At 71.6% G+C, this 20,117-nt stretch carries 17 protein-coding genes; 6 read left to right on the top strand and 11 right to left on the bottom strand.

Annotation, left to right across the window (positions count from 1 at the left end; translation table 11 throughout):
* The first annotated feature begins 3 nt into the window (after positions 1–3).
* The 3 genes from zwf to pgl are packed head-to-tail and all read left to right on the top strand — an operon-like array spanning position 4 to position 3,412.
* On the top strand, positions 4–1,527 hold the full coding sequence (gene zwf, locus ACSUPV_RS31115; protein ID WP_037757018.1) for a glucose-6-phosphate dehydrogenase: 1,524 nt from the start codon (positions 4–6) through the stop codon (positions 1,525–1,527).
* Entirely contained in the window at positions 1,524–2,630 is a 1,107-nt protein-coding gene (gene opcA, locus ACSUPV_RS31110) for a glucose-6-phosphate dehydrogenase assembly protein OpcA (RefSeq protein WP_037757020.1), read from the top strand. The genes zwf and opcA overlap by 4 nt, the downstream gene beginning before the upstream one ends.
* Positions 2,627–3,412 (top strand): 6-phosphogluconolactonase, encoded by a 786-nt coding sequence (gene pgl, locus ACSUPV_RS31105; RefSeq protein ID WP_031117399.1) that lies wholly within the window; start codon positions 2,627–2,629, stop codon positions 3,410–3,412. Before opcA ends, pgl begins: the two co-directional genes overlap by 4 nt.
* Before the next feature lie 168 nt (positions 3,413–3,580).
* Here the strand turns inward: pgl and ACSUPV_RS31100 are convergent, their stop codons facing one another.
* From ACSUPV_RS31100 to ACSUPV_RS31080, 5 genes are all read right to left on the bottom strand, one after another.
* Complete coding sequence (locus ACSUPV_RS31100; protein ID WP_031117400.1) at positions 3,581–4,420, bottom strand: carbohydrate ABC transporter permease; 840 nt, start codon at positions 4,418–4,420, stop codon at positions 3,581–3,583.
* On the bottom strand, positions 4,417–5,784 hold the full coding sequence (locus ACSUPV_RS31095) for a carbohydrate ABC transporter permease (protein ID WP_031117401.1): 1,368 nt from the start codon (positions 5,782–5,784) through the stop codon (positions 4,417–4,419). The genes ACSUPV_RS31100 and ACSUPV_RS31095 overlap by 4 nt, the downstream gene beginning before the upstream one ends.
* A 6-nt stretch (positions 5,785–5,790) precedes the next feature.
* Complete coding sequence (locus ACSUPV_RS31090) at positions 5,791–7,116, bottom strand: ABC transporter substrate-binding protein (protein WP_436948988.1); 1,326 nt, start codon at positions 7,114–7,116, stop codon at positions 5,791–5,793.
* A 37-nt stretch (positions 7,117–7,153) separates the two neighbouring features.
* Positions 7,154–8,776, bottom strand: a complete 1,623-nt coding sequence (locus tag ACSUPV_RS31085; RefSeq protein ID WP_436948987.1) for a glycoside hydrolase family 13 protein — start codon at positions 8,774–8,776, stop codon at positions 7,154–7,156.
* 135 nt (positions 8,777–8,911) lie between these two features.
* Positions 8,912–10,183 carry an ABC transporter substrate-binding protein gene (locus tag ACSUPV_RS31080; protein ID WP_436948986.1) on the bottom strand — a complete coding sequence of 424 codons (1,272 nt, stop codon included), beginning with the start codon at positions 10,181–10,183 and terminating at the stop codon, positions 8,912–8,914.
* 121 nt (positions 10,184–10,304) lie between these two features.
* On the opposite strand from ACSUPV_RS31080, the gene ACSUPV_RS31075 reads away from it, so the two are divergent.
* Genes ACSUPV_RS31075 through ACSUPV_RS31065 form a run of 3 tightly spaced genes read left to right on the top strand, consistent with a single transcriptional unit; the run spans position 10,305 to position 13,894 of the window.
* Positions 10,305–10,820, top strand: a complete 516-nt coding sequence (locus ACSUPV_RS31075; RefSeq protein WP_031117406.1) for a PadR family transcriptional regulator — start codon at positions 10,305–10,307, stop codon at positions 10,818–10,820.
* Complete coding sequence (locus tag ACSUPV_RS31070; protein WP_037757027.1) at positions 10,817–11,572, top strand: ABC transporter ATP-binding protein; 756 nt, start codon at positions 10,817–10,819, stop codon at positions 11,570–11,572. The genes ACSUPV_RS31075 and ACSUPV_RS31070 overlap by 4 nt, the downstream gene beginning before the upstream one ends.
* A 39-nt stretch (positions 11,573–11,611) precedes the next feature.
* Positions 11,612–13,894 (top strand): ABC transporter permease, encoded by a 2,283-nt coding sequence (locus tag ACSUPV_RS31065; protein ID WP_436948985.1) that lies wholly within the window; start codon positions 11,612–11,614, stop codon positions 13,892–13,894.
* 124 nt (positions 13,895–14,018) lie between these two features.
* On the opposite strand, the gene pgi is transcribed toward ACSUPV_RS31065, so the two are convergent.
* From pgi to ACSUPV_RS31035, 6 genes are all read right to left on the bottom strand, one after another.
* Positions 14,019–15,671, bottom strand: a complete 1,653-nt coding sequence (gene pgi / locus ACSUPV_RS31060) for a glucose-6-phosphate isomerase (protein ID WP_436948984.1) — start codon at positions 15,669–15,671, stop codon at positions 14,019–14,021.
* A gap of 76 nt (positions 15,672–15,747) precedes the next feature.
* On the bottom strand, positions 15,748–17,016 hold the full coding sequence (locus ACSUPV_RS31055) for an MFS transporter (RefSeq protein ID WP_037757033.1): 1,269 nt from the start codon (positions 17,014–17,016) through the stop codon (positions 15,748–15,750).
* A gap of 134 nt (positions 17,017–17,150) precedes the next feature.
* Positions 17,151–17,486, bottom strand: coding sequence for an RNA polymerase-binding protein RbpA (locus tag ACSUPV_RS31050; protein ID WP_078066843.1), 336 nt, complete (start codon positions 17,484–17,486; stop codon positions 17,151–17,153).
* A gap of 208 nt (positions 17,487–17,694) precedes the next feature.
* Positions 17,695–17,931, bottom strand: coding sequence for a preprotein translocase subunit SecG (gene secG, locus ACSUPV_RS31045; RefSeq protein WP_031121198.1), 237 nt, complete (start codon positions 17,929–17,931; stop codon positions 17,695–17,697).
* A 95-nt stretch (positions 17,932–18,026) separates the two neighbouring features.
* Positions 18,027–18,782 carry a triose-phosphate isomerase gene (gene tpiA, locus ACSUPV_RS31040; protein WP_436949960.1) on the bottom strand — a complete coding sequence of 252 codons (756 nt, stop codon included), beginning with the start codon at positions 18,780–18,782 and terminating at the stop codon, positions 18,027–18,029.
* Between the two features lie 41 nt (positions 18,783–18,823).
* On the bottom strand, positions 18,824–20,035 hold the full coding sequence (locus tag ACSUPV_RS31035) for a phosphoglycerate kinase (protein WP_031121200.1): 1,212 nt from the start codon (positions 20,033–20,035) through the stop codon (positions 18,824–18,826).
* Positions 20,036–20,117: the final 82 nt, after the last annotated feature.

Below are 20,117 nucleotides of genomic sequence, written 5' to 3'. Positions count from 1 at the left end.
CCGGTGTCGAGCAGCAACCCGCTGCGTGACCCCGCGGACCGACGGCTCCCGCGTATCGCGGGGCCGTCGGGCCTGGTCATCTTCGGCGTCACGGGCGACCTGTCACGCAAGAAGCTCATGCCCGCCGTGTACGACCTCGCCAACCGGGGTCTGCTGCCGCCGGGCTTCTCGCTGGTGGGCTTCGCCCGCCGCGAGTGGGCGCACGAGGACTTCGCGCAGGAGGTCCACGACGCGGTCAAGGAGCACGCCCGCACGCCCTTCCGCGAGGAGGTCTGGCAGCAGCTCATCCAGGGCATGCGCTTCGTGCAGGGCACGTTCGACGACGACGACGCGTTCGAGCGGCTGCGCTCCACGATCGAGGAGCTCGACAAGGCGCAGGGCACGGGCGGCAACTTCGCCTTCTACCTCTCCGTGCCGCCGAAGTCCTTCCCGGTGGTCATCCAGCAGCTGAAGAAGCACGGGCTGGCGGACCAGACCGGCGGTTCCTGGCGGCGCGCGGTCATCGAGAAGCCGTTCGGCCACAACCTGAAGTCGGCCGAGGAACTCAACAAGGTCGTCCACGAGGTCTTCGCCCCGGACCAGGTCTTCCGCATCGACCACTACCTGGGCAAGGAGACCGTCCAGAACATCCTGGCGCTGCGCTTCGCCAACACGATGTTCGAGCCGATCTGGAACCGGTCCTTCGTGGACCATGTGCAGATCACCATGGCCGAGGACATCGGCATCGGCGGCCGGGCCGGCTACTACGACGGCATCGGCGCCGCCCGGGACGTCATCCAGAACCACCTGCTCCAGCTGATGGCGCTGACGGCGATGGAGGAGCCCGCCTCCTTCGACGCGGACGCGCTGGCCGCCGAGAAGACCAAGGTGCTCGGCGCGGTGAAGCTGCCGAAGGACATGGGCCGGGACACCGTCCGCGGGCAGTACTCGGCGGGCTGGCAGGGCGGCGCGAAGGTGATCGGCTACCTGGACGAGGACGGCATCGACGCCTCGTCGAAGACCGACACGTACGCGGCGATCAAGCTGGAGATCGACAACCGCCGCTGGGCGGGTGTCCCCTTCTACCTGCGCACCGGCAAGCGCCTGGGCCGCCGCGTGACGGAGATCGCGGTCGTGTTCCAGCGGGCGCCGCACTCCCCCTTCGACACGACGGCCACCGAGGAGCTGGGCTCCAACGCGATCGTCATCCGCGTCCAGCCGGACGAGGGCGTGACGGTCCGCTTCGGCTCGAAGGTGCCCGGCACGTCGATGGAGATCCGGGACGTGTCGATGGACTTCGCGTACGGCGAGTCCTTCACGGAGTCCAGCCCGGAGGCGTACGAGCGGCTCATCCTGGACGTCCTGCTCGGTGACTCGAACCTCTTCCCGCGCACCGAGGAGGTCGAGCTGTCCTGGAAGATCCTCGACCCGATCGAGGAGTACTGGGACAAGAACGGCAAGCCCGCGCAGTACCCGGCCGGTACCTGGGGGCCCGTCGAGGCGGACGAAATGCTCGAGCGACACGGACGGAGCTGGCGCCGGCCATGAAGATAGACCTCACGGACACCACGGCCAGCAAGGTCAACAAGGCGCTGGTGCAGGGCCGCCGGGCGATCGGCACCCCGGCGGTCGGCATGGTGCTCACGCTGGTCATCGTGACGGACGAGGAGAACGCCTACGACGCCCTGAAGGCGGCGAGCGACGCCTCGCGCGAGCACCCCTCACGCACGCTGGTGGTCATCAAGCGCGTCTCCCGCTCGCCCCGCGACCGTACGCAGTCCCGCCTGGACGCGGAGGTCCGGGTGGGCGCGGAGGCCGGCACCGGCGAGACGGTGGTGCTCCGGCTGTACGGCGAGGTCGTCGACCACGCCCAGTCGGTGGTGCTCCCGCTGCTGCTGCCGGACGCCCCGGTGGTGGTGTGGTGGCCGGTGAACGCGCCGCTCGACCCGGCGAAGGACCCCCTGGGGGCCCTCGGGCAGCGCCGCGTCACCGACACGTACGCCTCCGAGCAGCCCGTCCGGGACCTGGCCACCCGGTCCGGGACCTACACCCCCGGCGACACGGACCTGTCCTGGACCCGCATCACGCCCTGGCGTTCGATGCTGGCCGCCGCGCTCGACCAGGTCGCGTGCGAGGTCAGGGCCGTCGAGGTGGAGGGCGAGGAGTTCAACCCGAGCTGCGAGCTGCTGGCGATGTGGCTCGCGGACCGGCTGGACGTGCCCGTGCAGCGCTCGCTGTCCGGCGGACCCGGTCTGACAGCGGTCCGCATGGACACCAACTGCGGCCCGATCACCCTGGACCGGGCCGACGGCTCCCTGGCCACCCTCTCCATCGAGGGCCAGCCGGACCGTGCGGTGGCGCTCAAGCGCCGCGACACGGCCGAGCTGATCGCGGAGGAGCTGCGGCGGCTGGATCCGGACGACACGTACGCCTCGGCGCTGCGGTACGGGGTGGACCGGCTGAAGGCCTCGTCGTCGGTGCCGTCGGTGCCCAAAAGTGACGGGCGGGCACGACTCGCCCTCCCCGCTCCCGTTGAAGCGGCTGCGAAAGCTCCCGCTGCGGAGGCGACGGCGCAGGCACCGGTGAAGCAGGAGCCGGTGCAGCAGGAGCCGCCGAGGCTGGAACCGGTACGGAAGGCGACGACGAAGTGAGTACGGCACCGCAACTGGTCGTCCACCGGGACAAGGAACTGATGGCGCAGGCCGCGGCGGCCCGGCTGATCACCAGGATCGTGGACGCGCAGGCCTCCCGGGGCTCGGCGTCCGTGGTCCTGACGGGCGGCCGCAACGGCAACGGCCTGCTGGCCGCGCTGGCCGCGGCGCCCGCCCGGGACGCCGTCGACTGGAGCCGGATCGACCTGTGGTGGGGCGACGAGCGGTTCCTGCCCGAGGGTGACCCGGAGCGCAACGTCACGCAGGCACGGGAGGCACTGCTCGACTCCGTGCCGCTCGATCCGAAGCGGGTGCACGCGATGCCCGCGTCGGACGGCCCCCACGGCGGCGACGTGGACGCGGCGGCGGCCGCGTACGCGGAGGAACTGGCGGGGGCGGCGGGCCCGGAGAACCACGGCCCCGTCCCCACGTTCGACGTGCTGATGCTGGGCGTCGGCCCGGACACGCATGTGGCGTCGCTGTTCCCGGAGTTGCCGGCGGTCCGGGAGACGGAGCGTACGGTCGTCGGCGTGCACGGCGCGCCCAAGCCGCCGCCGACACGGGTGACGCTGACACTGCCGGCGATCCGGGCCGCCCGTGAGGTGTGGCTCCTGGCGGCCGGGGAGGACAAGGCACAGGCGGCGGCGATCGCCCTCTCGGGCGCGGGCGAGATCCAGGCTCCTGCGGCGGGAGCCTATGGCCGCAGCAGGACGTTGTGGCTGCTGGACGCCGCCGCAGCGTCGGAGCTGCCCCGTTCGCTGTATCCACCGGCTTCGGCTTAGGCACACCAGGGGGCTCCGCCCCCTGGTACCCCCGGGCCTATGCCCACCCACCGCCCCAAGCGGTCAGCCAGGAGGCTGGACTCGCGAGTTGCTCTCCTTCAAGGGCAGTTCCAGGTGGCGGATGGGCATAGGCGGGGGTCCAGGGGGCGGAGCCCCTTGGTACAGCGGCTACTTGACCGACCCGGCCATCACGCCCTGCACAAAGTGCTTCTGGAACGCGAAGAACACGACGACAGGGACGACCAGGGACACGAACGCCCCGGGCGCCAGGACGTCGATGTTGCTGCCGAACTGCCGTATCTGGGACTGCAGTTCCACGGTCAGCGGCTGCGACGCGCTGTCCGCGAACAGCAGCGCCACCAGCATGTCGTTCCACACCCACAGGAACTGGAAGATGGCCAGGGAGGCGATGGCCGGCCGCCCCACGGGCAGGACGAGCCGCGTGAAGATGCGCCACTCGCTGCCGCCGTCCATCCGGGCGGCCTCCAGCATCTCCTTCGGCATCTCGGCGAAGTAGTTCCGCAGCAGGAACACCGCGAACGGCAGGCCGTAGGCCACATGGAAGAGCACGACTCCGGGAATCGTGCCGAACAGGCCCAGCTGTCCGAAGAGTTTGGCCACCGGCAGCAGACCGATCTGCACGGGCACCACCAGCAGCGCGACGACGACCAGGAAGATCGCCTCCCGCCCGGGGAAGTCCAGCCACGCGAAGGCGTACCCGGCGAGCGCCGCGACGACCACGACCAGCGCCGTCGTCGGCACCGAGATCAGCACCGTGTTCCAGAACGCCTGCGTGATGCCGGCGTTCCCCAGCAGCGAGGAGTAGTTGTCGAAGGACAGCTGCCCGGGGCTGGTGAACACCGTCCACCAGCCGCCCTTCGCCGTGTCCTCGGCGGACCGCAGCGAGGACAGGAACAGTCCGGCCAGCGGGGTCATCCACACCAGCCCCACCACCACGAGGAAGGCCTGGACGACTCCGTTGCCCAGCCCGCGCCGCACCGCGTTCATCGCTGACTCCTTCGGAAACGCCGGACGTTGAACACCATGGCCGGGACGACCAGCAGCAGGAGCAGTACGCCCAGCGCGCTGCCGAGGCCCTGGTTGTTGCCGCCGCCGAACGACACCAGCCACATCTGCGTCGCGAGGACGGTCGCGTCCTCCTGCACGGGCCCGGGCGCGATGATGTAGACGAGGTCGAAGACCTTCATCACGTTGATGACGAGGGTGACGAAGACGACCGTGAGGACCGGGGCGAGCAGCGGCACCGTGATGCGGCGGAAGATCTGCCACTCGTTGGCGCCGTCCATCCGGGCCGCCTCCAGGGCGTCCCGGGGCAGCGTCGACAGGCCCGCACCGATGAGGACCATCGCGAAGCCGGTCCAGATCCACAGGTAGGCACCGATGATCGCCGGGGTGACCAGCGCCGGGCCGAGCCAGGAGACGCCCTCGTAGGGCGGGGCGAAGTTGGACGACGGCAGCTTCACCGCGTAGGAGCCCGACTCCAGGCCCTCGAAGCGGAAGGAGCCGTCGGCGGCGGTCGTGGCCGTGGCGACCGGCTTGCCGTCGCGGACCGCCTCGACCTTCATTCCGGGCAGTCCGCTCTCCCGGGCGTCGACCTTGCCCTGCTCTCCTCCCCCGCCGGGGGTGAAGTCCAGGTAGACGACACCGCGCAGTTCGTCGGAGGCGGCCTGCTGTCCCGCCGCCCCGGAGGCGGGCCGGGCGTCGCCGGGCAGGTCGCCGGGCTGCACGCCGACCAGGCCCAGCGTCACCGCGTCCCCGGGCGAGACGGACGCGCTCGTGCGGTAGGAGCCGTCCTTCTCCTTCGTCAGGCCCTGCCCGTCACGTGCCCGGGCCGTCGGGTAGGAGGACTGCTCCTTGAACGCGTCGTGGACGGAGACGACCGCCGCGTTCAGCACGCCCTTGTCGGGGTCCTCGTCGTAGGCGAGGCGGAAGATGATGCCGGCGGCGAGGAAGGAGACCGCCATCGGCATGAAGAGGAGCAGTTTGAAGGCGGTGGCCCAGCGGACCTTCTCCACCAGGACGGCCAGGATCAGGCCGAGCCCGGTGAGCAGGGCCGGGGCCACGACGACCCAGATGGCCGTGTTGCGCACGGCCTTGAGGGTCGCCGGGTCGCGGAACATCTCGGTGTAGTTGTCGCCGCCGACGAAGGTCGTGCCGGAGGCGTCGAAGAAGCTGCGGCCGACGCTGAAGAGGACGGGGTAGACGACGAGCGCGCCGAGCAGGAGCAGCGCCGGGAAGACGAACAGCAGGGCGACGATCTTCCCGCGCCGCCGCAGCCGCCGGGTACGGTCGGCGACCGGGCCGGGCGGCGGCGCCGGGGGGCTCGTCTCTTTCACGAGGGTGGCTGTCATGGCGGATCAGTCCTGGTACGCCTTGGCCGCCGCGGCCTCCAGCTTCGCCGCGGTGCCCTTCGGGTCGGACGGGTCGCGCAGGAAGTCCTGGAGCAGCTTCCACTCGCCGGCGCCCTTGGTGCCACCGAAGGCCGCGGGGGCCTGGTCGGACATGTCGAAGCGGACCGAGTCGCCGGCCTCGACGAGGGACTTGGCGGTGGCGCGGGTGACGTCGTCGCCGTAGGAGGCGAGGTCGAGCTTCTTGTTCGGGGAGAGGAAGCCGCCGGCCTCGGCCCACACCGCGGAGGCCTCGGGGGTCGCCAGGTACTCCAGGAGGGCCTGGGCGGCCTTCTGGTTCTTGCCGTCCTTGAGGACGACGGCGGCGTCACCGCCACTGACGACGGGGGCCTCGCCGCTGCCGACCGCCGGGAACGGGAAGAAGTTCGCGTCCTCGCCGACCTTCTTGCCGAACTGGTCCTTGGCGATACCGGCGACGAAGTCGCCCTCGTAGACCATGCCCGCCTCGGGTTCCGGCCCGAACACCTTCTCCACCGAGCCGGGGAAGTCGGTGTTCAGGGCGCCCTTCTGGCCGCCGGCGATGAGCTGCTTGTCCTTGAAGAGCTTGCCGAGGGTGGTGAGGGCGTCGACGACGGAGGAGTCGGTCCACTTCAGCTCGTGGGCGGCGAGGGCGTCGTACTTCTCGGGTCCGGCCTGGGAGAGGTAGATGTTCTCGAACCAGTCGGTGAGGGTCCAGCCGTCCTGACCGGCGACGGAGAACGCGGCGAGCCCGGAGTCGGAGACGGTCTGCCCGGCCTTGAGCATCTCGTCGTAGGTCTTCGGGGGCTTCACGCCGGCCTGGGCGAGGGCGTCGGGGCTGTACCAGACGGTCGACTTGTGGGCGGCCTTGAAGTAGAGGCCGTACAGGGTGCCGTCGACGCTGCCGTACTCCTTCCACACGGGGGCGTAGCCAGCGTCGACGGCCTGCTCGGTCTTCTTCGACAGCGGCTTGAGCCAGCCCTTCTGCGCGAACTGCTTGAGCACGCCGACCTGCGGGACCATCACGACGTCGGGGGCGTTGCCGCCCTCGATCTTGCTGCCGACGACGGTGGAGACGTTGTCGCCGGTGGACGTGAACTGCGTCTTGGCGCCGGTCTTCTCGGTGAAGGCGTCCAGCACCTTCTGGAAGTTCTTCTGCTCGGTGCCGGACCAGACGCCGGCCACGGTGACGGTCTGGCCGTCGAGGGCCTTGTCGCCGCCGCCGGCCGTGACCGGGCCGCCGCCGCAGGCGGTCGCGCCGAGTGCCAGGGCGAGGGCGGTGCAGCCGGTGAGCAGGGTGGTACGTCGTCGCATCATCGTTGATGTCCCTTCGGGGAGTTGACTTGCGGGGCGGTCAGGAACGGATCCACCAGGCGGCCGTCGAGCCGGAGAGCACTCCGGGCGGGCAGGGGCCGCTGGCGAGCAGCGGGGTGCCGGAGACCGGCGCGGGCGTGGGGGCGGTGCCGAAGTTGACGGCGCATACGAGGTCGTCGCCGCGTTCGAAGGCCAGGACTCCGGGCGGGGTGTCCAGCCAGCGCAGCGTGCCCTCGCCCAACTGGGGCAGCGCGGCGCGCAGTTGGAGGCCGTCGCGGTACAGGTGCCAGAAGGAGCGGGTGTCGGCGAGGGCGCGGTCGGTGGCGTACTCGGCGAAGTACTCGGGCTGCGGCAGCCACGGCTTGGCGCTCTCCGCGCCCGGGGTGAAGCCGAACGGCGAGGCCTGGCCCGACCAGGGCAGCGGCACGCGGCAGCCGTCGCGGATGCGGGCCCTGCTTCCGGTGCGGCGGAAGATCGGGTCGGTGAGCACGTCGTCGGGCAGGTCCACGACCTCGGGCAGGCCGAGTTCCTCGCCCTGGTAGATGTAGGCGGCGCCGGGCAGCGCCAGCATCAGCAGGGCGGCGGCGCGGGCCCGGGCGGCGCCGAGTCCGCTGCCCTCGGTGGCGGGTTCGCCGTAGCGGGTGACGGTGCGGACCTGGTCGTGGTTGTTGAGGACCCAGGTGACGGTCGAGCCCGTCCCGGCGATGTCGTCCATGGCCTCGGAGATGACCTTGCGGAAGGCGTCCGGGTCCCAGGGGGCGCTGAGCAGGTCGAAGAAGAAGGCCTGGTGGAGTTCGTCGGGGCGGACGTACTGGGCGTGCTCGCGGGCGGTGGGGACGGAGACCTCGCCGACGAGGAGGCGCTCGCGGCCGTCGCGCTCGGTGTACTCCTCGCAGACGGAGCGCCAGCGGCGCCACACGTCGTGGACCTCGGGCTGGTTCCAGGCGAGCGGGTTGACCGAGTCGCGGGTGCGGGCGTCGGCCTCCGGGTCGTCGGAGTCGGGCAGCTCGGGGTGCTTGTAGAGGCCGGCGGCGACGTCGATGCGGAAGCCGTCGATGCCGCGGTCCAGCCAGAAGCGCAGGATCCGGTCGAACTCGGCGGCGATCTCGGGGTTGCGCCAGTTCCAGTCGGGCTGCTCGGGGGCGAACATGTGCAGGTACCACTGGCCGGGCCGGCCGTCGGGTTCGGTGACCCGGGTCCAGGCGGGTCCGCCGAACATGGAGTGCCAGTTGTTGGGCGGCTCGGAGCCGTCGGGGCCGCGGCCGTCGGCGAAGTGGAAGCGGGCCCGGGCCGGGCTGCCGGGGGCGGCGGCGAGGGCCTGGCGGAACCAGGGGTGCTCGCTGGAGCAGTGGTTCGGGACGATGTCGAGCAGCACCTTGATGCCGAGCCGCCGCGCGGAGCCCACCAGCAGGTCGAACTCGCCGAGGTCGCCGAAGAGCGGGTCGACGTCGCAGTAGTCGGCCACGTCGTAGCCGTGGTCGTGCTGCGGCGAGGGATAGAAGGGGCTCAGCCAGATCCCGTCGACGCCGAGCTTCTTCAGGTACGGCAACCCGGCCCGGACCCCGGCGAGATCGCCGATGCCGTCACCGGTGCTGTCCAGGAAGCTGCGGACATACACCTGATAGATCACGGCGTCGCGCCACCAGTGGTACTTACTCAGCATGCATGCATGTTAGGTAGGCGTGTCGCAGGGGTGTCAATGAAAAGAACAGCGGTTACTGCCAGGTTGGGCGACCAAATGCGGACTTACTGGGTCAATCGCACGACAGATGAGACGTCGCCGTTACTTAACAAGTAACTAGCGGCTGGAGATGGCCGCCAGCTCCCGCGCCAGACGCCGAACCGCCGCCTCGGGTGTCTCCCGCCCGGCCAGCGCGTCGTGCACGACCGCCTGCACGGCCAGGCTGACCTGGTCATAGCGCGGGCTCTTGGGGCGCGGGGCGGCAGCGAGCACGCTCTGGCGCAGGGTCGGCAGATAGGGGAACCGGCGGATCAGCTCCGGGTCCTCGTAGAGATCGGCCCGCACAGGCGGCAGCGCGCCGCGCGTGAGGACCTGGCGCTGGACGCGCTCACTGGTGAGGTACGCGATCAGCCGGGCGGCCGAGTCGGGGTGCCGGGCGTGCGCGCTCACGGCCAGGTTGGACCCGCCGAGCACACTGGTCCCCGGCCCGTCCGGTCCCGGCAGCGGTACGGCGCCGACCTCGCCGGCGACCTTCGAGCCGGGGGCGGAGGCGCCGACGTAGGCGTACGGCCAGTTCCGCAGGAAGAGCAGCCGGCCGTCCAGGAAGGCCTGCTTGGACTCCTCCTCCTTGTACGTCAGCGCCTCTCTCGGGATCCAGCCCTCGCGCACCCCGCGCGCCAGGAAGCCGATGCCTTCGCGGGCCGCCGCCGAGTCGACCGTGACGCGCTCGCCCTCGTCGCCGAGGATCGAGCCGCCCGCCGAGTAGACGGCCTCGGCCGCGTTGACGGTGAGGCCCTCGTAGGGCAGGAACTGCCCGGCGTACCCGTCGAGGCCGTGTTTCGGGGCGATGGTCTTCGCGTACCGCTCCAGCTCGGCCCAGGTGCGCGGCGGCTCGACGCCCTCCTTCGCGAGGACGTCCTTGCGGTACAGCAGCAGACCCGCGTTGGTGACGTACGGGACGGCGTAGAGCTGTCCGTCGTAGGTCGCCGTGTCCACAACGGGCTGGAGGAAGGTGTTCAGCGGGAAGCGGTCGCGGGGCAGGGGCCGGATCCACCCGGCGGCGGCGAACTCCGAGGTCCAGTTGACGTCGATGTTGAGCACGTCGAACCGGCTGCGGTCGCGGTCGCGCAGGTCGGTGACCATCTGCGCCTGGGTCTCGTCGGCCGAGTCGGGCAGCTCGACGAGGGTGACCTTCTCGCCTGGGTGGGTGCGGTTCCAGCCCTCCAGCAGAGGGCCGAGGTAGCCGGTGAGGTCCCCGGCGGTGGCCAGGGTGAGCGGTCCGCGACCGCCCTCCGACGGCTCCCCGGCCTGCGCTCCGGCGGCGACGTAACCGGTCAGGACCACGACGAGAACGAGAAGGCCCCTACCCGCGGCATGGATCCACCGCATAGGTTCCTCCCTGTACACCGGCGACGGGCACCCTTGCCCGGAACAGAGGCCATGTATACCTGTTAGGTATGGGCGATACTAGGGCCTGGAGCACATTGGACCGGACAGGAGGACTGCACGCGTGCGCCTGCCCCTCCTGGCACTCCTCGCCCGCGGACCCGCCCACGGCTACGAGCTCAAGCAGGACCTTGAGCAACTGCTGGGCTCCGCGTACCCTCAGCCGAACGTCGGCCAGATCTATGTGACCCTCGGCCGCCTCGAGAAGTCGGGACTGATCGAGGGCGAGGACGTGGCGCAGTCCAGCCGGCCCAACAAGAAGGTCTACCACCTCACCGACGCCGGGCGGGAGGCGCTGCGCGCCTGGTTCGAGGAGCCCGAGGACGAGCCGCGGGTACGGGACGAGTTCTTCATGAAGCTGGCGCTCGCCCCGCAGACCGGCCTCGCCGACCAGATCGCCCTGATCAACCAGCAGCGGCGCCAGTACCTGAACACGATGCGGCAGCTGTCGAAGCTGGCCGCCGCCGAAGACCGCGACAACCGCATCGCCCATCTGCTGATCGAGGGCGCGATGCTGCACCTGCAGGCCGACCTCGACTGGCTGGAGCGGTGCCAGGAAGAGCTGGAGGAGCTGGAGTGAGCGACGACCGTCCCGCTCCTGTGCTGCGCGCCGAGGGGCTGGTGAAGACCCACCACGGCGAGGGCGCGCCCGCCCACGCCGTGCGCGGGGTCGACCTGTGCGTCCGGCAGGGCGAGTTCGTGGCGATCACCGGCCCGTCCGGCGCGGGCAAGTCGACGCTGCTGCACCTGCTCGGCGGGCTCCAGCGGCCGGACGCGGGCAGCATCTGGCTCGACGGCGAGCCGACCGACTCCTACAGCGAGGCCCGCTGGGCGGTGGAGCGCAGGAAGCGGATCGGGATCGTCTTCCAGTTCTTCAACCTCGTGTCGAACCTGTCCGTCGCCGACAACGTGGAGCTGCCGGCGCTGCTCGCCGGGACCCCGCCGAAGCAGGCGCGGGCCGAGCGGGAGCAGCTGCTGGCCGAGCTGGGGCTGACCGGCAAGGAGCGCAGCATGCCGGGCGAGCTGTCCGGCGGCGAGCAGCAGCGGGTCGCCCTGGCCCGGGCCCTGGTCAACCACCCTCCGCTGCTGCTGGCCGACGAGCCCGCGGGCAGCCTCGACAGCAAGGGCACCCGCGAGGTGATGCGGCTGCTGTCCCGCTTCCACCAGCGCGGCCAGACGATCCTGCTGGTCACCCATGACGCGCGACTGGCGAGCGCCGCGGACCGCGTGATCAGCTTCTTCGACGGCCGGATCGCCGACGACGCGACCCTCGACGGCGGCACCCCGCCGCGCCGTGCCGGCATATCCGGCGTGCTGGAGCTCAGGGACTGACATGCGCGTGTACGACGATCCCCGGAAGGGCTGACCCGTATGCGAGCCACCCTGCGCTGGGCGCACTCCGATCTGCGCACGCACCGCGGCGAGGCGCTGTTCCTCGTCCTCGCCACCGCGGGCATCGTCGCCTCGCTGCTGCTGGCGACGGCCCTGTTCGGGTACGCCACCAACCCCTGGCAGCGGGTGTTCACGCAGTCGCACGGCGCCCACGTGTGGCTGCACACCGACACCGCCGCCGACACCGGCAGGCTGGCCGAGCTGGACGGCGTCGACGCCGTCGCCGGCCCCTACCCCACCGCCTCCACCACCGTCTCCGCACGCGGCAGCCGGGCCTCCGTCGAACTGCGCGGCACCCCGGAACGGCCCTCCGTCGGCCGCCCCCCGATCGTCTCCGGCCACTGGCTGGACCCCGCGACCCCGAACGGCGTGGTCCTGGAGAGCCGCCTGGCCCGTGCCTTGCTCGCCGAGCCCGGCGACACCCTCACCGTGCCCGGCACCGCCCGCGAGCTGACCGTCGTCGGCCTCGCCGACAGCGCCGAGCCGCGCTACCGGCCCGGTGAACAGCCCGGACTGGTGTGGGCGCTGCCGTCGGCCGTGCCGGATCCCGGCGGCCAGGTGATCGGGCTGCGGCTGACGGATCCGGGCGACACGTCCTACGCCGTCCAGCGCGCCGTGACCGTGCTGGGCGCCGGGGCGATCGGCGAGGTGTCGACGTGGCAGCAGGCCCGGGCCGAGGCGCAGGGCGACAACCGGCTCCTCGGGCAGGTGCTCGGCCTGTTCGGGCTGGGTGCGCTGGTCGCCGCCGGACTCGCCGTGCACGGCGCCATCGGCACCCGCATCCGCGGCCACCTCCGCGACCTCTCCGTGCTGAAGGCGATCGGCTTCACCCCCGGGCAGGTCGTCCGCGTCTTCCTCCTCCAGCACCTCGCCTACGCCCTGCTGGGCGCCGTGGCCGCCGCCGCGCTCGCCGAAGCCCTCGGCAGCCGGATCCCGGGGCGGCTCGGGGACGCGGTCGGGGTGTGGCAGGGGCTGCCCGGACACACGGTGGCGCTGCTCGTGATCCCGGCGGGTGCGGTGCTGTTCATCGGCGCGACCACCTGGCTGGCCGCCTGGCGGGCGGGGCGCGTGCCGCCGGTGCCGGTACCGAGGCCCGCCGCGACCCCCGGCGGGCGGCTGTCCGGCGTGGCCCGCCGGGCCCTGGGCGTGCGGATCCCGCCCGCGCTGGTGCTGGGCTGGCACAAGGCGTTCACCCGCCGTCCCCGGTCCCTGGCCACGGTCGCCCGACTCACGCTGCCGCTGCTGCTGATCGTCGTGGCGATGAGCGCCTGGACCACCCTCGACCGCTTCCACAGCAGGCCCGAGCAGATCGGCCTGCCCACCACGCTCAGCGTCCGCGCCGACACCGGCCTCACCGACCGGGAGGCCCGCGCTCTGCTGGAACGCGACCCGCAGGTGGCCGCCGCCTACCCGGGCGTCGAGACGGCCGCCCTGGTCCCGGGCCAGACGGCGACCATCGCCCTGCGCGGCCTCGGCACCCACCAGGCCCCCTACCCGTACACGCTCGCCGAGGGCCGCCCCGCCCGCGGCGCCGACGAGGCCGTGGCCGGGCAGGGGCTGCTCGACCTGCTGAACGTGCGCGTCGGCGACTGGGTGCGGATGACCGTCGGCGACCAGCCGCAGATCCTGCACATCGTGGGCCGCAGCATCGAGCCGGAGAACGCCGGCCGGGTCATCTCCACGTCCCTGGACACCCTCCGCGCCAACGACCCCGGACTCCGCCCGACCCTCTACGAACTGCGCCTCGACCCCGGTGCCGACCCGAGCGAGGTCGCCGACCGGCTCGCCACGGCCGGACGCGGCCACCTGGACGTGCACACCGTGACCAACCCCGCCGACGGGCTCTCCCCGCTGCGCGCGGTCGTCGCCGGGCTGATCGCCGTCCTGGCGCTGATCGGCCTGATCGAACTGCTGACCGCGATCGGCGGCACCGTCCGCGAGAGCGAACGGGACCTGCTCGCGCTCAAGGCCATCGGCCTGTCGCCCCGGCAGATCACCGCGATCACCGTCACGGCCACCGGTCTCACCGCTCTCGCGGCCGTGCTCGCCGCCACCGCCCTGGGCCTCCCACTCGCCTACTGGCTGATCGACGCTCAGGGCAGGTCCAGCGGCATCGGCGCCGGCATCGCCCAGGGCCCGTCCGCCCCGCTCATGCTGCTGCTCGGCGCGGCGGCGGTCCTCTGCGCGGCCGCCCTGGCCGCCGTACCCGCCGCCCGGGCGGCACGGCGACGACTGGCGGACACACTGAGCGCGGTGGCCTGACCGGCCGGTCCCCGACGGCGTCCCCGACGGCCGACCGCGCAAGGGGAGACGGACACGGCTCCCCGCGGCCGGGCGGGAAGCGGACGACGTGCCTCCCACCCCGCGGTCTCCCGCCCCGCGGTCGTCACTGCCGGCCGCGCAGCTCCCGGTACGTGGCGACCAGGGCCTTCGTGGAGGCGTCCAGGCCCTCGACCTCGGCGCCCTCCGTCAGCGCGGGCTCGACGCGCTTGGCGAGGACCTTGCCCAGCTCCACGCCCCACTGGTCGAAGGAGTCGATGTTCCACACCGCGCCCTGCACGAACACCTTGTGCTCGTAGAGGGCGACCAGCTGCCCCAGGACGGACGGCGTCAGCTCGGGCGCCAGGATGGTGGTCGTCGGGTGGTTGCCCCGGAACGTCTTGTGCGGCACCAGCTCCTCCGGCACACCCTCGGCCCTCACCTCCTCGGGCGTCTTGCCGAAGGCGAGCGCCTGCGTCTGGGCGAAGAAGTTGGCCATCAGCAGGTCGTGTTGCGCCTTCAGCTCGTCGCTCAACTCGGCGACCGGACGGGCGAAGCCGATGAAGTCCGCCGGAATCAGCTTCGTGCCCTGGTGGATGAGCTGGTAGTAGGCGTGCTGCCCGTTGGTGCCCGGGGTGCCCCACACCACCGGCCCGGTCTGCCACTCCACCTCTCGCCCGTCCCGGCCGACGTACTTGCCGTTGGACTCCATGTCGAGCTGCTGGAGATAGGCCGTGAACTTGGACAGGTAGTGGCTGTACGGCAGCACCGCGTGCGACTGGGCGTCGTGGAAGTTGCCGTACCAGATGCCGAGCAGGCCCAGCAGCAGCGGCACGTTGGACTCGGCGGGCGCGGTCCGGAAGTGCTCGTCGACGATGCGGAAGCCGTCGAGCATCTCCCGGAAGCGGTCCGGGCCGATCGCGATCATCAGGGACAGGCCGATCGCGGAGTCGTAGGAGTAGCGGCCGCCGACCCAGTCCCAGAACTCGAACATGTTGGCCGTGTCGATGCCGAACTCGGCGACCTTCTCGGCGTTCGTCGACAGGGCGACGAAGTGCCGGGCGACGGCGGCCTCGTCACCGAGCGCGGCCAGCAGCCACGAGCGCGCGGACGTCGCGTTGGTGACCGTCTCGATCGTGGTGAAGGTCTTGGAGGCGATGATGAACAGCGTCTCCGCCGGGTCCAGGTCCCGGATCGCCTCGTGCAGGTCGGCGCCGTCCACGTTCGACACGAACCGCAGGGTCAGGGAGCGGTCCGTGAAGGCGCGCAGCACCTCGTAGGCCATCGCGGGCCCGAGGTCGGAGCCGCCGATGCCGACGTTGACGACGTTCCGGATCCGCTTGCCGGTGTGGCCGGTCCACTCGCCCGAACGCACCCGGTTCGCGAAGTCGGCCATCTTGTCGAGCACGGCGTGCACACCGGGCACCACGTTCTCGCCGTCGACCTCGATGACCGCGTCCCGCGGCGCGCGCAGCGCGGTGTGCAGCACGGCCCGGTTCTCGGTGGTGTTGATCTTCTCGCCGCGGAACATGGCGTCCCTGAGCCCGAACACGTCGGTGGCGGAGGCCAGTTCGCGCAGCAGCCGCAGCGTGTCGTCGGTGACCAGGTGCTTGGAGTAGTCGACGTACAGGTCGCCGACCCGGAGGGTGTACGCGGTGCCGCGGCCGGCGTCGGCGGCGAACAGCTCGCGCAGCCGGACATCGCCCAGCTCCTCGCGGTGCTTGGCCAGTGCCGTCCACCCGGGCGTCTGGTTGAGCCTGGTACGGCCGTCTGCGTTCATCTCGGACTTCAGCCTTCTTTCCTGTCCTGCCTGTGCTGCTGCGTAACCGCCCCGCTGCCGGTCCCAACCTAGTTGATCAGCGGTTGCCGTGGCCTGTGGTCGCGCTGTCCTGCGGCGCACCAACAGGTACGTCCGGACGGCGCGCGGGTATCAGCGCGGTGACGGACAGGACGAAGAAGGCGGCCGCGAGCAGCGCCGGGGTGTTCTCACCCCAGGTGGTGGCGGCGGCTCCGCCCAGCAGGGCGCCGAGGGGGGCGCCCGCGATCGCGAGCGTCCGGTAGGCGGAACTCACGCGGCCCAGCAGCTCGGCGGGGCTGCGCTGCTGCATCAGCGTCGTGGTGTTGACGTTCCACAGCATCCCCATGAACCCGAAGACGGCCAGGGCCGCCACCAGCGCGACCATGCTGCGCACCGAGCCCATGACGAGGAGCGCGGCGGTCTGTGCCGTCCCGGCGACGAGCACCATGCGCATCCGTCCGAACCGGGCGACGAGCCGGCCGCCGAGGGCTCCCCCGGCCAGACTGCCCACCGTGTACGCGGTCATGGCCGCCGCGTATCCCGCGTTGCCGGCGTCGAGCCAGCCGGTCACCAGGACCACGAGGGTGGCGACGAGGGCACCCATGCCGATGTTGCACAGGGCGGTGGCGGCGCACAGCCCGCGCAGGGCCCGGTCCCGCGCCAGCGTGCGCAGCCCTTCGGCGATCTCCCGGCGCAGGGTGCTGCCCGCCGGTCCGGGCTTCCGGTCGGGCGCGGCGGCCGGCAGCGAGGCGATCAGCGCGGCGGCCACCAGGAAGGTCACGGCGTCGGCCGCGAACGGCACGGCCGCCCCGGCCGCCAGCAGCAGCGGCACCACGGGCCCGCCCAGCAGGCCGCCCGCGATGCGCTGGCCGGTCATCAGCCGGGCGTTGGCGCTGCCCAGCGCGTCCCGGTCGACCAAGGCGGGCAGCAGCGCCGTGGCCGCGTTGTCGAAGAGGGTCTGCAGGGTGGTGAGCGCGAAGGCCAGCGCGATGAGCAGGCCGATCGAGGCGTGGCCGAGGGCGACGGCCACCGCGAAGGCGGCGACCAGCAGCCCGCGTAACGCGTCCACGAGCCACATGGCGCGCCGCTGGTCCACGCGGTCGGCGACGGCCCCGCCGAGCAGGCCGAAGACGAGCCAGGGCAGATAGCCGCAGGCCGTGACGGAGGCGATGAGCAGCGGCTCGTCGGTGAGCGTGACGGCCAGCAGGGGCAGCGCGGCCGTGCGCAGTGCGTCACCGAAGCTGGACAGCACGGCGGCGGTCCACAGCCGCCCGAAGCCCCCGCGCCACGCGGGCGCGCGCACGCTCTCCACCTCGACCGTCGTCACTGCTCCCCCTCACGGTTCCGCCCGATGCACAAACCGTAGAGGGCACCACTGACAATCGGTCGGCGAGCAGCCGTCCGCCGGTGCGGAAAGCGGCTCCGGCCGGGCACCCGCTGGTGCCCGGCCGGTCTCAACTCCTAGATCTCGCCCCGCAGTTTGGCGAGCGCCTCGGCGAGGATCGCCTCGCCGTCCGCGTCGCTGCGCCGCTCCCGCACATACGCCAGGTGCGTCTTGTAGGGCTCGGTGCGCGGCGGGTCCGGGGGGTTGTCCCGGTCCTGGCCGGCCGGAAAGCCGCAGCGGGGACAGTCCCAGGTGTCGGGCACCTGCGCGTCGCTGGCGAAGCTCGGCTGGGTCTCGTGTCCGTTGGAGCACCAGAAGGAGACGCGCAGCCGGGGCGCGGACTCGCCGCGCTCGGCCTCGCCCATCGGCCCCGCCCCGACCCGGCTTCCCCGGATCGCGTTGCCACTTGCCACGGTCGTAACTCCCTGCGTGATGGTGCCGCGAAGCGAGTCGGCGTTCCGCTTCGCTGCGAGCGCCTCAGTCTACGTAAGGCCCAACGCGCGTCCAGTGATTGGAGTTACAACCCTCACACCTAGACGCAAGCCCCATGATAGGCCGCGCTCAGCTGCGCGTACCGAACATGGGGCCCTACGTACGAGTTCCGTGCGGATTGCGGCTCGGTCAGTTGTTCACCTTCATCAGGATGCCGAGCACGACAATGCACGCGAACCACAACAGACCGACCACGACGGTGATCCGGTCGAGGTTGCGCTCGGCGACCGAGGAGCCGCCGACGGAGGACTGCATGCCGCCACCGAACATGTCGGAGAGGCCGCCGCCCTTCCCCTTGTGCATCAGCACCAGCAGCATCAGCAGCAGGCTGAAGACGATCAGGGCGATGGAGAACCCCAGAACCACGGCTGGACCAACTTCCTCGGATGCGGATGGACGACGCGGGGCCCAGCACAGCGCTGGACCCCGCAAGGGTACGACGGATCGCCGCTACGGCCTACTCACTGGTCGCGGAAGCGCACGATCTTGACGAACTCGTCGGCGTCCAGGGAGGCGCCGCCGACCAGGGCGCCGTCGATGTCGGCCTGGGCCATGATCTCGGCGACGTTGCCGGACTTCACGGAGCCGCCGTACTGGATGCGGATCTTGTCGGCCACGTCCTGGGTGTACAGCTCGGCGAGCTTGCCGCGGATCGCCGCGCAGACCTCCTGGGCGTCCTCGGCGCCGCAGACCTTGCCGGTGCCGATGGCCCAGACGGGCTCGTAGGCGACCACGACGGTCTCGGCCTGCTCGGCGGGGAGGTCCTTCAGACCGCCCTCGACCTGGGCGAGGGTGTGGGCGACGTGGTTGCCCGCCTCGCGGACCTCCAGCTCCTCGCCGACGCACAGGATGGGGGTCAGGCCGTGCTTGTAGGCGGCCTTGACCTTGGCGTTCACCAGTTCGTCGGTCTCGCCGTGGTACTGGCGGCGCTCGCTGTGGCCGATGGCGACGTACGTGCACTTCAGCTTGGCCAGCATCGGGCCGGAGATCTCGCCGGTGAAGGCACCGCCGTCGTGCGCCGAGATGTCCTGGGCGCCGTACTTGATCTTGAGCTTGTCGCCGTCGACCAGGGTCTGCACGGAGCGCAGGTCGGTGAAGGGCGGCAGGACGGCGACCTCGACGGCCTCGTAGTCCTTGTCGGCCAGGGCGAAGGCGAGCTTCTGGACGTGCGCGATGGCCTCGAGGTGGTTGAGGTTCATCTTCCAGTTGCCCGCCATCAGCGGCGTGCGCCCAGAAAGATTAGATGCAGCCATGTGGGTCAGTCCTCCAGTGCGGCGAGGCCGGGGAGCGTCTTGCCCTCGAGGTATTCGAGGGAGGCGCCGCCACCGGTCGAGATGTGGCCGAATGCCGTCTCGTCGAAGCCCAGGGTGCGCACGGCGGCGGCGGAGTCTCCGCCGCCGACCACGGTGAAGCCCTTGGAGTCGACGAGGGCCTGGGCGACCGCCTTGGTGCCCTCGGCGTAGTCGGGGTGCTCGAAGACGCCCATGGGACCGTTCCAGAAGACGGTGGCGGCGTCGGCGAGCTTGGACGCGTACAGCTTGCGGGTCTCGGGCCCGATGTCGAGGCCCTCCTGGTCGGCCGGGATGGCGTCCGCGGCGACGGTCGTCGGGTTGGCCGGGGCCTTCGTCTTCAGGTCCGGGAACTCGGGCGCGACCAGGGCGTCGACGGGCAGGACCAGCTCGACGCCGGTCTTCTCGGCCCGCTCGATGTACTCCTGCACGGCCGGGACCTGGTCCTCCTGCAGGAGGGACTTGCCGACCTCGTGGCCCTTGGCCTTGAGGAAGGTGTAGGCCATGCCGCCGCCGATGAGGATCCGGTCGGCCTTGCCGAGCAGCTGGTCGATGACGGCGAGCTTGTCGGAGACCTTGGCGCCGCCGAGAGCGACGACGTAGGGCCGCTTGACGTCGTCGGTGAGCTTCCTGAGGACGCCGACCTCGTTGGCGATCAGGTAGCCGGCGTAGTGCGGCAGCCGCGCCGGGAGGTCGTACACGGACGCGTGCTTGCGGTGCACGGCGCCGAAGCCGTCGCCGACGTAGACGTCCGCGAGGGCGGCGAGCCGGTCCGCGAAGGCGCCGCGCTCGGCGTCGTCCTTGCTGGTCTCGCCGGCGTTGAAGCGGAGGTTCTCGATGACGGCGACCCTGCCGTCGGCGAGGCCGGCGACGGTGGCCTCGGCGGACTCGCCGACCGTGTCGGTCGCGAACGCCACGTCGGCGCCGAGCAGCTCACCGAGGCGCGCGGCGGCCGGGGCGAGGGAGAAGACCGGGTCCGGAGCACCCTTGGGGCGGCCCAGGTGGGAGGCGACGACCACGCGGGCGCCCGCCTCGGCCAGCGCCTTGACGGTGGGCAGCACGGCGCGGATGCGGCCGTCGTCGGTGATGGTGGTGCCGTCCAGCGGCACGTTCAGGTCGGCGCGGACGAAGACCCGCTTGCCGGCGACGCCTTCGGAGAGAAGTTCGTCGATCGTCTTCATGAAGGGGACTCCTGGGGAGGGCTCGTGATCGCTCGGAAGCGCTCGGGATCCAACATGATCAGGACGTGCGTCAGGGCTCGGG

Source organism: Streptomyces sp. SudanB52_2052, assembly GCF_964272415.1.
In the GTDB taxonomy this organism is placed as follows: Bacteria; Actinomycetota; Actinomycetes; order Streptomycetales; family Streptomycetaceae; genus Streptomyces; species Streptomyces olindensis.
The sequence above is the reverse complement of the archived record's forward strand: the minus strand, read 5'-3'. Positions and strand labels throughout refer to the sequence as shown.